Raw genomic sequence first — 15,599 nt, 5'->3', positions numbered from 1 at the left:
AAAGAAAACGGTTGTATAGGGAGAGAGACTGCTAAAACGCTGATTAAATTCCGATTGCTTCCCGCAAATAAAAATGAATTGACAGCATATCGGGTTCGGTTTTATGATAAAAGTACATCAAGGGGAATTACAGTATTCATCTATTATGAAAGTCAATGTTGAGGAGGGTGTGCAGCCGGTAATCGAAATTTTAGTTATGAATTGGAACCAAGGGGAATCAAAAGGTATCGCTTTAACAAAATCAAATCAAGCGATCGGCCATGCAAGCAAGCGGCCTGACTATCAGAGAAACGAAGGAGAGATTGCGATGAAGCGGGGAACTGGGAAAACGGTGGCGGTAAGTTTGTTGACGGCGCTACTTGTAAGCGCTTGTGGCGGCAATGCGGATAAGGGAGCCGGGAATCCGGAACCGGTGAACGACAAAGGGGCTGCGGAAGTAAAGGAAACCAGCTATCCGCCGGCTAAGCTGGTCATTTATTCGACGAGCGGCTGGACGGAAGAAGTTTTTAATGAGCGGTTTGGCAACGCTATCAAAGCGAAATTCCCGCAGCATACATTTGAGTATATCCAATGGAAAAACGGGACACGTTATCCCGATCTGATAGCCTCCAAGCAGGAAATCGACATCGTCTGGGAATCGATCGCCAAATTTGCAAGCGGTCCGCTGGCGTTTAATATGCAGATGGATATGACGGAGCTGATGAAGACGCATAAGGTCGATACGAGCCGGATCGAGCCTACGCTGATGGACTTGATGAGGGAAATGTCCGGCGGCAAAATGTACGCGCTGCCCGTACAGAACAATACGACCGTGCTTTACTACAACAAAGACATCTTCGACAAATTCGGCGTTTCTTATCCGAAAAACGGCATGACCTGGGACGAAGTGTTCGAGCTGAATAAACGTCTGACGCGGACGGACGGCAATGTGCAATATGTAGGGCTAGCGATGCAGCATTACTTCCCGACCAATTCGTTGTCGCTCGGGTATGTCGATCTGAAGACGGAGAAGCCGACGATCTCGAGCGAGAAGTGGAGGTCCTTGTACGAAGTGTACGGGAAACTTGCGGAGCCGCAAGGCTACAAGGATAAAATCAGAGCCGGCAAGAAGATACCGGAAGTGATCTCCTTCGTCAAGGATAAAGACGTCGCCATGCTGGCGGCGCTGGCCAACACCCATATGACCCAGGACATGTCCTCGATGAACTGGGACGTCGTCAGCATGCCGGTGTTCAAGGAAGCTCCGCAAACCGGTCCGCAAGGCTATCCGACCTACTTCGGCGTATCCGCGATCAGCAAAAATAAAGATCAGTCGATGGAAGTGATCAAATATTTGATCTCCGACGAGTTCCAATTAAGCGTATCCAAGACGGGAGCGCTGCCGGTAGTTAACACGAAGGAGATCAAGGACGCGTTCGCCAAGGATACGAACTTCAGCAGCAAAAACGTGAAGGTAGCTTTTTATGAAAAGTTTGCTCCGATCGCGCCGAAGACGATGTACGATCCCGGTGTCGAATCTGCCTATAACAAAAACATTATCAGCTACGCGCTGGGCGAGATGGACCTGAATACGCTGCTGCGCCAAGCCGAAGAAGCCGCTACGAAATCGATCGCAGACCAGAAAAAATAAAGAAACGGTGCGTGCGGTCTGAACAAAACGAACGATTGACCCGGAAGGAGGAGCGGGAGTGACCGTGACTGATGCAACAAAAAAGTCCGAGCGGATAGCCGGTATCGAGGATTATACGAGGTTGCTGGAAAGATGGGTTCGGGGGGCAAAGTCTTATCTGTTCGCTTGCCCGGATCGCCCGGAACTGGCCTGTTACGGTACGGGAGAAAACGGCTGGGGCGTCCAGACGAATCAAAAGGCATTTGCCGCGTTCGCTGTGCTGGCGGAAGCCCCGCAGTTCGATGAGCGGCGGGCCGGCATCAGCCGGCTTGAGGTCAGAGAGACCGCACTGAGCCTGCTGCGTTACAGTCTTCATACGCATGTGGCCGGAACGTACACTTGTACGGACGGTACCGCGTGGGGCAATACGTGGATCAGCGTTCTGGGAATGGAGCGGATGATGCACGGGGTCGAAGCGGTCGAGGGGGATATGACCGACGAGGAGCGACTGCTGCTGAGACGGGTCATGCTGTCGGAGTGCGACTGGCTGCTCGACCATTATGAGATCGTCGCCGGCTTGACGGCGAAGGAAGGACGCAACAAGCCGGAGAGCAACTTGTGGAACGGCGCGTTTCTGCACCGGACGGCGATCCGTTATCCCGACGCCCCGAGAGCCGGGGAGTACCGCGAGAAGGGTACCGACTTCCTGATCAATTCGGTGTCCGTTCCGGCAGATGAAAGCAGCGAAGAAATCGTCGACGGCCGGAAAGTGTCGGAGCGATATGTCGGGGCGAATTTCTTTCCTTCGATGGCGCTGAATCATCACGGCTATCTGAACGTCGGTTACATGGTCATCTGCTTGTCGAATATGGCGATGCTTCATTTCGACTGCCTCCGCAAAGGAATACGGGCGCCGGAGTCGCTGTACCGGCACGCCCGGGAGCTGTGGGATGCGGTGAAGACGTGCACGTTCCCCGACGGCCGGCTGCTGCGGATCGGCGGCGATACGCGAATTCGCTACACGTATTGCCAGGACTACGTGATTCCGGTCTGGCATATGATCGCGGACTTGTTCGGGGATGCGGAGTGCGCGAAGTTCGAGGACGGCTGGCTGCGTCAAATTGTCAAGGAGATGGACGCCTCGGGGGACGGCACGTTCCTGTCGTTCCGCTGCGGCGCTCTGCTCCGCGAATCGCCGCTTTACTTTACCCGGCTCGAATCGGACCGGGCGGCGGCGTTGTCGATGGGGCTTGCCTGGCGGGAGCTTGCTTACCGCAGCTCCTCGCAGGGCGCGTCGGCCGCGGAAGCCGTGCCAGCTGTGCAACCCATGCAACCCATGCAACCCATGCAACCCATGCAACCCATGCAACCCATGCAACCCATGCAACCCATGCCAGCCGATGTCAACAAGCCGCTCCGCGAACCGGAAGAAGTTCCGGGGACGGCCGGGTCCGCGCGTCCGGACTCATGGCATGACGCCTACCACGGCGCGTATTTGCAGAGGGGCAAGCAGCGGATCGCTTCATGGGTATGGGAATCGGCGGAGAAGCCGCAAGGGCTCATCGTGCCAGCCGGCTCCAGCGACATGGCCGAATGGCGCGAGAACCTGTCCGGACAGCTGCAGGGATACGGCCTGTTTACGGAGCAAAAGCTGGATGGGCATACGGGGCACCTGTTTCCGGGCGGATTCGTTACGTCAGGCAGTACGATCCTATTCACCCGCGGGCTCCTCGCGGAAGGACAGCAGGATCAGGAGCTTGCCCGCAGCCGGCTCGTATGCGCGGCGCTGCCCGACGATACGCATATGCTCGTGCTGCAATATGCCGCCGCATCGGGGCAACGGACGATGCTAAGATCGGTCAAAGGGTTGAACCTGCTTATTCCGAACGATCTGTTCAACGGCGGACGCCGCGACTATTACCATGAGCACGGGGGGCGTTCCGTAACTGGCCTTGTTAACGGGGAGGAGATCGTCTCGACCGGGTCCCGCTGGCTTAATGTCGATGACAAGCTGGGAGTCGTAGCGGCCTACGGGACGGACGGGATCTCGATCCACAGCCCGGGCCGAAGAAATGTCGGTCTGAAGACCAATCTACGGACGGTGGGGCTGGAGAAGACGTTATATGCCGACACCGTCTGCGGTCCTTGCCGGACAGAAGCTATATCCGTACCGGCGGGTGAACCGCTGCTCGATACGGGGTATCTTCTGCAAGCCGGTCTTCCTAGGCAGAAGACTGCCGCCTATGCCGGGGACGACCGTCTCTTGTCCGTGATCCGGCATGAAGCCGGAGTGATCCGGGCGGTAAGCGTCCGGGGAGCGGACGGTCATCAGTACGTACTCGCGGCGAATTTCGGAACGGAAGACGGCAAGCTTCCTATTCCGCTGCCGGGAGCGGCGGCCGATCTTGTTACCGGGGAGGAGCTGAGCGCAGATCTTGACGGCACGCTCGTGGTGGAGCTGGCAGGGGGAACCGCACGGCTGCTGAGGATGTTCTAGTCGGAGGGTCCGGCCGGTTCGTTTCGTCTCTGACTTGCAGAGATGCCGAAAATAGAGGGTGCGAAAGGCTGTATTCTTTGTCAAACCCGCAAGAGGATACGTGTTCAGCGCTCCTGCCCCTCCCCCTCCGATCACCAACAAGCTGCCGATCCGATGTTCCTTGAGAAAAAGGACCTCAATTCCCACTTCACCGTGGAATTTGAGGTCCTTTCGTTCGGATGCGGGGACGTTCCCGTCGCATGCGAACCGAACAATCGGGACATTCCCCTTCTTACCGGTCGTTCGCCGCCCTGCAGAACGCCTCCAGCGCTTCCTCGACGATCGAGCGCGGGCAGCCGAGGTTGATGCGCAACCAGCCCTCGCCGTCCGTACCGAATACGGAGCCTTCGGTGAAGGCGACTTTCGCCTTGCGGAACATCAAGTCCTTCAAGCCGGCGGGATCGAGCTTCAGTGCCCGGCAGTCGACCCACAGCAGATAGGTGCCCTCCGGCCGCATCGGCTTTACTTCCGGCAGATGCTCGGCCAAATAACTGATCGCGAATTCGACGTTGCCGGCGACATACTCCTTCATTTGCTCGAGCCAGTCTTCCCCGTGGTTAAATGCCGCCTCGACCGCATCCTGGGCAAAGTGCTGCGCCATATGCAGGCTGAGCGCCTTGAACCGCTGGTCCAGCTTGCGCCGTTTGGCCGGATCGGAGACGATGATGAACGACGTATGCAGGCCGGGCATATTAAACGTTTTGGTGGCGGCCAGGCACGAGATTGTAATCTCCGCCAGCTCCGGCGACAGCGAAGCGAGCGGGCGATGGGTATAACCCGGCAGCGCGAGATCGCCGTGTATCTCGTCGGAGACGATCGTAACGCCGTATTGCCGGCATAGCTCGCCGAGCTTCCGCAGCTCGTCCTCGCTCCATACGCGGCCGCCGGGATTGTGCGGACTGCACAGCAGCATCAGCTTCGCTCCGTCTTGGAACAGCTTCTCGAGCTGGCCGTAATCCATCTCGAACCGGCCGCCCTGGTGCAGCAGCGGATTCATGGCGACGGTACGCCCGTTGTTGCGAATGACGTCGTAGAACGGATAGTAAACCGGCGTCTGAATGACAACCGCGGCTCCCGGCTCGCTGAACAGCTCGACAGCCAGCGCCAGCGAGGTGACGACGCCCGGCGAATCGATAATCCACTCCGGCTCCACGGCCCATCCGTGATTGCGGCGGTACCAGTCCACGATCGCCTGCAAATAACCGTCATGGCGGATCGAATAACCGTACATCCCGATCGCCGCCCGTTTCTCGATCACTTCGCGTACGGCCGGAGGGCTGGCAAAATCGGTATCGGCTACCCATAACGGCAAAATGTCTTTATCTCCGAACAGCTTCTCGCTTTGATCCCATTTGTAGGAGCGTGTGTTTCTCCGGTCGATGCGGCGGTCGAAATCGTATTTCATGTCGGGTTCCTCCAAGTGATGTGGTTTCTCGTTCGATTCAGTTAAGTTTAGTTGACATCTTCGGACCGGTACGTTCCGACATGGTCGGCCCAAGCTTCGGCTATCTGCTCCGGGTCGCCCTTGCGGATCGACTTGAGCAGCAGCTCGTGTTCCTTCCACAGCTTGTTCAGATCGTCGTAGGCACGGCCCTGGATCATAAAATGAAGCCGGATCCGGTTGTAGATCGACGTCCATGTGCCGAGCAGTCCAGGCATATCGGCAAGGCTGATCACGTATTCGTGAAACATCAGATCGTTGTCCACGATCCGGGTCAAGTCCCGCTGCGCGGCGCCTTCCTTCATGGCGGCCACGAATCCGGCGAGCCTCTCGAGCTCGCGTTCCCCGATATTCGGCAGCGCCTTGCGGATGGCGAACGTCTCGATGATCAGGCGGATCGGATTCAGCACGTCGCGCACTTCTTCTCCGCTGATATCCGCCACCGTCGTTTCTTTATAAGGAAGCGAGACGAGCAGCCCTTCCTGCTCCAGCATCCGGATCGCCTCGCGGACCGGCCCTCTGCTGACGCCCATCTGCTTCGAGATTTCCACTTCGCGCAGACGGTCGCCGGACTTTAATTTGCCTTGAAAGATCGCCTTGCGGATATCGTCGGTAATTTTGTGACGCAAGGAGGTCGCTTTTTGCTCGTCAAATCGGAAATCGGACATCGGGTTCGCACTTCCTTCAATATATGGTTCACTTTATTCATAGTAAGGGAATCCAGCTTGATTGTAAACATTCGGACATCGGCACGGACTAGTAGGAATGAAACCGAGACACGGTCTTCCACACTCAGGGATGATGATGACGCATTCAAAATATTGTTGACAATCGTACAATAATATCGAATACTGGTAATGTCAGCTAATGTCAGCTATGCATTGGAGCATGCGGAGAGAGGGGAAGTCGAAATTGAGTGATACCGGTAATGAGCTGCGCAGCCAGAAAGTGCGGAGCATGAGCTTCGAAGGAGACGCTTTACGCATGTCGATGGACTGGACAGTGGCAGACCTGGACAAGGTGCAGGTGCTGGTGGAGAGCACGGCCGGCTCGAGTCATCCGAGTTCGTATCATCTCGATGAACTGGTAGCCGAATCGGAGAAAGGTGTGTTGCAGGCGGGAGGCAAGCCTGCCCGCTATACGACGACAGATATATGCGACGGCATCGCACAAGCGCACGAAGGGATGCATTATTCGCTCGCTTCGCGCGATTTCATAGCATCTATGGTAGAAATTCACGTGAAGGCGACGCCTTTCGACGCGATGGTGCTCAGTTCGGCGGGGGATAAAGCAGTTCCAGCCCACCTGATGGCGATCGCGCGTCTGGACATTCCGGCCATTCACGTACCGGGCGGGGCGATGGGAGCAGGGCCCTGCATGAAGTCGAACGAGGAATTGTGGCATATGAGCGTGCAGGTCAAGGAGCAGACGATGACGAAGGAGCAGTTTCTCGCCTTCCAGCGGGCCTGCTGCCCGACGTGCGGCGCCTGCCAGTATATGGGGACCGCTGCGACGATGCAGGTGATGGCGGAGGCGCTCGGCCTCGCGCTCCCCTGGTCAGCGCTTATACCGGCGACGAACGCCGAGATTCGGCGGATGGCGAGAGCCGCAGGCCAGCAAGTGATGGAGCTTCACAAAGCCGGAATCCGACCGTCGGATATATTGACGAAGCAAGCGTTCGAGAATGCGATCATGATCCATTCCGCAATCGGCGGCTCGCTGAACGCAGTTATGCACTTGATTGCCATAGCCCGGGAGATCGGCATCGAGCTGGAGGCAGAGACATTCGACGCGATTCACCGGACGATTCCGGTGCTTGTCGATACGAAGACGGCCGGGAAGTATCCGACCGAGCTGTTCTGGTATGCGGGCGGCGTGCCGATGGTCGTGAAGGAGTTGAAGTCTTACCTGCATCTCGATTGCATGACCGTTACGGGCCGGACGCTCGGAGACAACCTGGAGCTGTTCGAACGCAGCGAGATGCCGAATTATGCGGAGATGTTTCTGGCCAATTACAAGCTGAACAAGCGGGACGTCATCTACCCGATCGGGAAACCGCTGAAGGCGGAAGGCTCGCTGGCGCTGTTGAAAGGGAACTTGGCGCCGAACGGAGCGACGATCAAAAAATCCGCCGTCGTGGAAGAAATGATGGTGCATGAAGGCCCGGCCAAAGTGTTCGACAGCGAGCCGGCGGCGGTCGAAGCTTATTTGAACCGCGAATTCCGCCAGGGCGACGTTATCGTGATCCGCTATCAAGGGCCGCGGGCGACGGGAATGCCGGAAATGTTCTACATGTCCGAGCTGATCGCCTCCGATCTGGTATTGTCCAGAACGACGGCTCTCGTGACGGACGGGCGGTTCTCGGGCGCCACACGGGGACCGTGCGTCGGTTATTTGGGACCGGAGGCGGCCGACGGCGGGCCGATCGCCTTGATCGAGACGGGCGATATTGTGCGGATCGACATTCCGGCAAGAACGCTCGACATCGTCGGGATTAACGGTGAGCTGCTCGGGCAGCAGGAAATTGGGGATGTCCTGGAGAAACGAAAAGCACAGTGGAAACGTCCGGATATCCGGCACAAGGGAGCTCTCGGGCAATATACGAGGCTGGCAAGGCCGGCTCTGGAAGGCGCTTCGATACACGAATAAAGGGGAGTCGCATATGAGAATCGTCGTGGGCGGGCTGCTTCAGGAAAGCAATACGTTTAGCGAAGCGAGCAGCACCTTGCAAGATTTCCGGAAGTATTACTTTCGACTCGGCGAGCAGCTGCTCCAGCCGCAGACCGCGGAAAACGAACTGACCGGATTCATCCGGGCGGCCGCCGAGGAGGAACGGGAGCGGGCAGGGGAAATTAGACTGCTGCCGACGATGTTTGCACAATCCGTCTCGTCGGGACGAGTTCCGCGGCGGACGCTGGACGAGCTGAAACAACTATTGACCGGCCAACTGGCGGGCCTCCCTTCCTGCGACGGCATCCTGTTCGCGCTGCACGGCGCATGGGCGGCCGAGGATCACGACGATGCGGACGTTGAAATCATCGAGGACCTGCGCCGCTGGGCCGGGCCCGATGTGCCGATCGTCATCACCCTCGACTCGCATGCGAACGTCACCGACCGCATGGTCCGGCTGGTCGACGGCATCGTCGGCTACCGGACATTCCCTCACGTCGATTGCGAGGAGACCGGTTACCGTGCCGCGAAGCAGCTGTTCCGGATTATGCGCGGTGAGACGAAGCCGCATCTCAAGCTTAAGAAGGTGCCGATGATCGTGCCGGCCGAGAGCCATCAGACGTACCGCGGGCCGATGTACGAACTGTGGGAGGAAGCCCGCGCGGGCGAGCGCGAGGACCCTTCCCGGCTCACCTCGCTGTTTCTCGTCCAGCCTTGGCTGGATATCGAGGAGATGGGCTGCTCGGTAATCGTTCAAGGCGATGACCCGGACCGTACGGAGGCGGAGGCGGACCGTCTGGCCGGGCTCATGTGGAGCAAGCGCAGCGAGTTCGAGGTGGACCTGTACTCGGTGCCGGACATTATACGCAAGCTGGAAGCGGACCCGGACCGCAGCCTGCCGTACATCATCTCCGACTCGGCGGACAGCCCCGGCGCGGGCTCTCCGGGCGACAGCAACTTCGTGCTGCGGCGTCTGCTCGAGCTCGGAGCGGACCGCCGCTGGAATTGCCTGCTCTCGATGCTCGACCCCGATGCGGCGGCAGCCGCAGTCTTGGCAGGAGAAGGCAGCGCCGTGAAGCTGCGCCTCGGCCATTCGGTCAGCCGGTCCGTCGGCGAACCGCTGGACATCGAAGCCGTCGTCGCTGCGATTGGAACCGGGAAATTCCGCTTTGGCGGCGGCACGGCGAACCGGATGGAAGCCGATATGGGACGCTGCGCGGTCGTGCGGATCGGGACGATCTCGCTGCTGCTGATGGAAAACGCAACGTTCACCGGGGACCCCGCGATGTACCGGAGCGTCGGGCTGGAGCCTGCGGAGGCCGACCTCGTGCTGGTGAAGTCGGCCAACCAGTTCCGGGCTGAATACGAGAAGCTGTCGGACCGCATTTTTATTCTCGATACGCCGGGAGCGAGCACCGCCAAAATCAAAAGTTTGACGTTCGAGCGCATCCCGAGGCCGATGGTTCCGTTCGACGAAAATTTCGCATGGCCGGCCAGGGAAGGGGAGAATACCGATGCGACTGCAAAATAAAACCGCGCTCGTAACTGGAGGCTCGACCGGCATCGGCCGGGAGGTCTGCCTGGCCTTTGCAGCCGAAGGAGCGAAGGTCGCGGTTAATTATTACGGAACGGAAACGAAGGCGAGGGAACTCGTCGCCGAGATCGAATCCCGCGGCGGGCAGGCGATGGCGCTCTACGGGGACGTCAGCAGCGAAACGGACGTGGCGGCGATGATCGATACGGTGAACCGCTCTTGGGGCGGTGTCGATATCTTGGTTAATAACGCAGGGATTTATCCGCGTAAGGAATGGTACGAGATTACAGGAGACGAATGGGACCGCGTCCAGGCGGTCAACCTGAAGTCGTGTTTTCTGACGAGCAAGGCCGTATTTCCTCATATGCGCGAGCGCGGGTACGGGAAAATCATTAACGTGTCGTCGGTAACGTTCCTGCGGGGGAACAAAGGATTCGTGCATTATGTCGCCTCCAAAGGCGGCGTCGTCGGCTTCACCCGGGCGCTCAGCCGGGAAGTCGGCAAGCACGGCATCACGGTTAATGCGATCTCCCCGGGCGCGGTGATGACCGAGCAGGAGCTGCTCGATATGCCCGATCCCGCCGAGCAGGAGCGGACGCGGGTTTATTTGGAGGAAGAGCAGGCGATTCCGCGGCGGCAGCTGCCGCCGGATATGGTCGGTGCTTTTTTGTTTCTGGCTTCGGTCGAGAGCGACTTTATAACAGGCCAGACCGTGAATGTCGACGGCGGATGGGCGATGCACTAAAGATGGCAGCCCGTGAAGGGCGGATGGGGTGGAGCGAATGCGACTTTTGGAACTGGAATGCCGTTGTCTCCTTGCAGAGGCGGAAGAAGCGGCGCGAATTGCGGCGGAACGGATCGCGGAAATAACCGGCGGCGGCGCTCCCGATAGGTTGCGGATCACATTCGATTCGGTCCGGACGGACGGATTCGTGCTGGAAATAACGGAGGATCGCAACATTTTCATCGGTGCGCCCCGGACCAGAGACTATGTGGCGGGTCTGGGCGAGCTGCTGAACCGGCTGCTTGCTGCGGCGGACCGCGCAGGGGCGCTCGGCGCGGAGGCGGACCCGTCGGCGGGCGGAGCGGCAATCAAGGCGGAGCTGGCGCCCGGCAGGTGGGAGATTGCGCCTGCCCTGACGGACCGGATTCATTATATGCCGGGCCATTTCGGCAATTCGTTCGAGGTGTGCTGGAGCGGGGAGATGCAGCGCTACCTGGAAGATCTGGCGCTGGCCGGGGCTAGCGGCTATGGGGACTGGTTCGATCCGAACGATATGCCGGACCCGTATCATTCCCATGTATATCACAGCAGCTCGATGTTTTTGTGGCGGAGGAAAAAAGAATGGCTGAAAATCAGCCAGCGGCTCGGGCTGGATAACATCCTGGTCATTACGCCGAACGTAGGCTACGTCGACCAGATGCGTCCGGAATGGGTCGGGGTACGCGATCACAAGCTGCGCGTTCAAGGCCAGGTGCTGTGCCCGTCCAATCCGGCGGCGCGGGAAGTCATCCTGAACAACCATCGCCAGCTGTTCGACGATCTGAAGGAGAGCGGGATTCGCATCGAGAAGATCGTCTGCGTCCCTTATGACGACGGCGGCTGCGCCTGTCCGTCCTGTCAGCCGTATTATCCGGTGTTTCTGGAGCTGGTCCGGGATGTGTACGGGACGGTAAGCGCCTTCTATCCGGAGCTGAAGGCCGATATATGCGGCTGGTGGACGTCGGACGAGGAGCTGCTGCAGCTTCAGCAATTTATCGCCGGCCCCGCCAAAGACTGGTTTGGCGTCTACCAGTTCAGCGCCACCTATGGCGTATTCGAGCTGCCTGACGTGCGCGAGCGGATCGGGGACATGCGGCTCGGCTGCTTCCTGCATATCGGCTTCTCGCATGACCGGAGAGACGTGTATACGAAAACGGGCGTTCACAGCGCTTCCCGGCGGATCAGCTCGGTGCTCGGGTCGTTTGCTCGTCAGCAATGCACCGGCTTTATGAGCTACAACGAATCGTTCGGGGATCATTTCAACGCTTTCGCGGCGAGCAGGCTCGGCTGGAATCCGGCGGGCGGCGTACGGGATATCGCCGAATTTTACGGACGGCTGCTGTTCCGGCTCCAGGGGGATACGCTGAACCGGTTTGTTGACGTGCTGCTGGAGATGGAGATGTTGGAAGAGCCTAAGGCGGCGAGGTGGCAGCGGGAGCTGGAGGCGATCGAGCGGTACGCGTCGGTCGACGAGAACCGTTCCTGGTCGTTCGCCCAGATCCGGCTGAAGGCGGAGCTGATGGCGCTCGATTATACGATCGCGTCGCAGATGGATAGCAGTGGCATCGAGGCCGCCTACCCGCTGATGAAGCGTCGGGTGCAGCGTACCGAGCGGCTGTGGCGCAGCGTATACGGCTTCGGCGTGCTCCGGCACATCCTCATTCCCGACAACATGATGCCGCAGTGGTATAAAGCTTACACGAACTATGCGAATACGGGCGCTGCCGGATCGATTCGCAGCGGTGTGATGAGCAGCGAGGCTTAAGCGCGGGATCGTCCGCGTCCCTGTGCCTGATGATCGCCGGCCGGTCCCGCAGATCTGATACACGATGGCACAGGTTTCGCAATATGTCCAAAATAATAGGTGCATGAGCGGCTTCCCGACCCACGATCTCGTGGGGTCCGGGAAGCTTTTCTGCGTCCCTGCTCCCGAGTAAAAATAGCCGCCAAGAGGCGGCGATCCATGCAGCCGACCGAATCTTCGACGCGGTCCGGACAAACAGCCGGAGAACCGCTCGCGCCGGCAGTAAGCATCGACAAGGTCTGTTTTTGGCAGAAACGTTTTTATCAATTCCTTTCTTTTCCGGTTGACGGAGGAAAATCGGCAATCTCTCGCGAAGAAATTACGGACCAGCTACGAGCGGGAGGTTCAATTATGACGAAAGATCGATTCCATCTTCAAGGGGAAGGCTGGTTTGCCCAAGCGTTTGCTCACGCCCCGGTCGGCATGGCGCTCGTCTCCGCAGACGGCCGGTGGCTCACTGTCAACGAAACGGTCTGTTCCGTCATCGGGTATGCCGAGGACGAGCTGATGGAGATGACGGTCCGTTCCATCGTTCATCCCGATGAGATGGACGTGCTGTTGGCTTCGCTGACGGGTCTGCTCGACGGGACGCAAAACTCTCTGCATCTGGAGATCCGCGCTCTGCATAAGACGGGCTGCACCGTTAGGGTACAATTGTGTACCTCCCTGGTGCGGGACGAATCGGAGCAGCCGTGCTTCTTCGTACTGGTGCTCCAGGACGTGTCCTGCCGGAAGACGGGGAGTCCCTTCGAGCGATTACCGGCGATGTCCGGCGATCGGCCGGAGTACGACAGCAGGCTGCAATCCCAACTGGAGCACAGCAACCGGATGTACCGCCTATTCTCGGAAAACTCGCAGGATGTCATAACGATTACTTCGAATGACGGGACGATTCTCTTCATATCCCCGGCTTCCAGAAGCGTGATGGGTTACGAGCCCGAAGAGCTGATCGGCCGTCTTGCCACGGAGCTATGGCATCCGGAAGACAGGGCGGTCTTCGAGAGCTCCGCTCCCGATTTGATATCCGGAGGCAGCTCATTCGAGTGCCGCGTTCGCCACAAGAACGGCTGCTATTTCTGGTTTGAATCGACGGTGAAACCGTTGGACGATGCGGACGGCGGTTCCGAGCACATTCTGGGGGTTGGAAGGAACATTACCGACCGGAAACGGGCGGAGAAAAAGCTGCGTGCGGCAAAGGAGCGAATGGAGTCCTTTATCCGGAACAATGTAGACCCGATAATGATCATGGATTCGGAAAGTATAGTACTGCAAGTCAACGAAGCGTTCGAGAACCGGTTCGGCTGGAGCGGCGATGAAATCGTCGGACGCCCGCTCGGCGAGCTTGGTTTGATTCCGCCGGACAGGAGCGAAGAGATTCAGCGGAATATCCAACGGTTAACAAGCGGCGAATCACTCAAAGGATTCGAAACGGTTCGGCAATGCAAAGACGGGACGAAGCTGAACGTGCTCGTGACGGCGTTTCCGATGAATGACGAACGCGGCCGGCTGTCCGGCTGGTCCGTTTCGCTGCGCGATATGAGCGACCGCAAGCACGCCGAGGAGCTGATGATCAACTCGGAGAAGCTGTCGCTGGCCGGGCAGCTGGCCGCGGGGATCGCGCACGAGATCCGCAATCCGATTACCGCGATTAAAGGTTTCGTGCAGCTGATGAGAAACGGATACGCCGAGAAGAAGGAATACTTCGATATTATCGCATCGGAGATTACGCGGATCGAGATGATCTTGAACGAGCTGCTCATTCTGGCCAAGCCGCAGACGGTCAAGCTCGAGCGGCAGGATATCCGGGTGCTGCTGGCGCAAGTAACGACGCTGCTAGATACACAGGCGATTCTGAACAACGTGCAGATCGTCACCGAATTTTCGCCGGGCATTACCCATATCTCCTGCGACGAGAACCAGTTGAAGCAAGTGTTCATTAATTTTATTAAAAATGCGATCGAGGCGATGCCCGGAGGCGGGGAGATCGTCATCCGGCTGAAGCGGGAAGGGACGGACCGGATTCGGCTGAGCATCATCGATCAGGGCTGCGGCATTCCGGAGCACGTGCTGGGCCGGCTCGGGCAGCCCTTCTACACGACGAAGGAAAACGGGACCGGTCTCGGGTTTATGGTCAGCAAGCGGATCATCGAAAATCATCATGGCACGGTAAAGGTGACAAGCTGCGAAAATTCGGGCACGACAGTCGACGTGGTGCTGCCGCTCGCTCACGAGCAGCAAACCGGAATTTGAATTATTCGCACCGGATGCCCTATAATGAACAGTAAGTATCGGAAGCCGGGAATGCAGTCCGCATTTACCGGCTTTACGTTTGCAGGAGGTACGTATGATCGTCATCAAAACGAAAGAAGAGATTGAACACATGCAGCGTGCGGGCGAGCTGCTCGCTTCCTGTCACCGGGAGCTTGCGGCCTTGATCCGGCCCGGGATCACGACACGGGAGATCGACCAGTTTGCCGAGGCGTACATTACGAGCCGCGGGGCGGCGATGGAACAAAAAGGATACCGGGGCTACCCTTATGCAACGTGCGCTTCGATAAACGACGTCATCTGCCATGGCTTTCCCGGCGAAAGGAAGCTGGAGGACGGCGACATCGTGGCCATCGATATGGTCGTGAATCTGAACGGCTGGCTCGCCGATTCCGCCTGGTCGTATGCGGTGGGCAATGTGTCTCCGGAAGCGCAGAAGCTGCTGGATATTACGAAAGAGGCGCTGTATCTCGGAATCGCGCAGGCGGTTGTCGGCAACCGGATCGGCGATATTTCCCATGCGATCCAGACGTTCGCGGAAACGAACGGGTACTCGGTGGTGCGGGATTTCGTCGGCCATGCGATCGGTCAGGCGATGCACGAGGAGCCTCAGGTGCCTCATTACGGACCTCCGGGCCGGGGCACGCGTCTGAAGGAAGGGATGGTCATTACGATCGAGCCGATGATCAATATCGGTTCATACAAGTGCAAGATCGACCCGGACGGCTGGACCGCGAGGACGATCGACGGCAGTTTGTCGGCGCAGTACGAGCATACCGTGGCGATTACGGCCGACGGCCCGCTCATATTGACGAAGCAATAAGCGGGAAGTGAAGCCGGGGAGCGGCCGCTCCTGAACTCCAGCCGCCCTGGGCGGTGCCTGGCGTCAGATGGCCGTGGCCAACCGCATGCCCCGGCGCTTCCGCTGCCGGCTGCAGGAGGGAACGATGCCTTCTCCATGTACCCCGTACGGA

10 protein-coding genes are annotated in these 15,599 nt (G+C 58.6%); 8 read left to right on the top strand and 2 right to left on the bottom strand.

The annotated features are described in order from the left end of the window. Positions 1 to 307 precede the first annotated feature (307 nt). Entirely contained in the window at positions 308 to 1,630 is a 1,323-nt protein-coding gene (locus PV433_RS23975) for an ABC transporter substrate-binding protein (RefSeq protein ID WP_332074555.1), read from the top strand. Positions 1,631 to 1,694: 64 nt separating this feature from the next. Continuing rightward, a complete protein-coding gene (locus PV433_RS23970) occupies positions 1,695 to 4,106 on the top strand; it encodes a hypothetical protein (RefSeq protein WP_332074554.1) in 2,412 nt (803 codons plus the stop codon). Between the two features lie 271 nt (positions 4,107 to 4,377). Here the strand turns inward: PV433_RS23970 and PV433_RS23965 are convergent, their stop codons facing one another. Next, positions 4,378 to 5,550: a MalY/PatB family protein gene (locus PV433_RS23965; RefSeq protein WP_332074553.1), complete on the bottom strand. Its 1,173-nt coding sequence runs from the start codon at positions 5,548 to 5,550 to the stop codon at positions 4,378 to 4,380. Between the two features lie 47 nt (positions 5,551 to 5,597). Next, complete coding sequence (locus PV433_RS23960; protein ID WP_190932303.1) at positions 5,598 to 6,254, bottom strand: GntR family transcriptional regulator; 657 nt, start codon at positions 6,252 to 6,254, stop codon at positions 5,598 to 5,600. A gap of 244 nt (positions 6,255 to 6,498) precedes the next feature. On the opposite strand from PV433_RS23960, the gene ilvD reads away from it, so the two are divergent. From ilvD to map, 6 genes are all read left to right on the top strand, one after another. Next, on the top strand, positions 6,499 to 8,235 hold the full coding sequence (ilvD, locus tag PV433_RS23955) for a dihydroxy-acid dehydratase (protein ID WP_332074552.1): 1,737 nt from the start codon (positions 6,499 to 6,501) through the stop codon (positions 8,233 to 8,235). Positions 8,236 to 8,248: 13 nt separating this feature from the next. Next, the gene (locus tag PV433_RS23950) at positions 8,249 to 9,787 is read left to right on the top strand and encodes a M81 family metallopeptidase (protein ID WP_332074551.1); all 1,539 of its coding nucleotides are present in this window, start codon (positions 8,249 to 8,251) and stop codon (positions 9,785 to 9,787) included. After that, a complete protein-coding gene (locus tag PV433_RS23945) occupies positions 9,771 to 10,535 on the top strand; it encodes an SDR family NAD(P)-dependent oxidoreductase (protein ID WP_332074550.1) in 765 nt (254 codons plus the stop codon). Before PV433_RS23950 ends, PV433_RS23945 begins: the two co-directional genes overlap by 17 nt. A gap of 37 nt (positions 10,536 to 10,572) precedes the next feature. Continuing rightward, positions 10,573 to 12,318 carry a hypothetical protein gene (locus PV433_RS23940; RefSeq protein WP_332074549.1) on the top strand — a complete coding sequence of 582 codons (1,746 nt, stop codon included), beginning with the start codon at positions 10,573 to 10,575 and terminating at the stop codon, positions 12,316 to 12,318. Positions 12,319 to 12,708: 390 nt separating this feature from the next. After that, on the top strand, positions 12,709 to 14,607 hold the full coding sequence (locus PV433_RS23935) for a PAS domain S-box protein (RefSeq protein ID WP_332074548.1): 1,899 nt from the start codon (positions 12,709 to 12,711) through the stop codon (positions 14,605 to 14,607). Between the two features lie 94 nt (positions 14,608 to 14,701). Continuing rightward, entirely contained in the window at positions 14,702 to 15,448 is a 747-nt protein-coding gene (map, locus tag PV433_RS23930) for a type I methionyl aminopeptidase (protein ID WP_332074547.1), read from the top strand. The last annotated feature ends 151 nt before the right edge of the window (positions 15,449 to 15,599 follow it).

Origin of the sequence: Paenibacillus sp. GYB004 (assembly GCF_036577605.1) — a bacterium.
Lineage (GTDB): Bacteria > Bacillota > Bacilli > Paenibacillales > NBRC-103111 > Paenibacillus_AB > Paenibacillus_AB oceani.
Note: the sequence above shows the minus strand (reverse complement) of the source record. Positions and strands in the feature narration are given on the sequence as shown.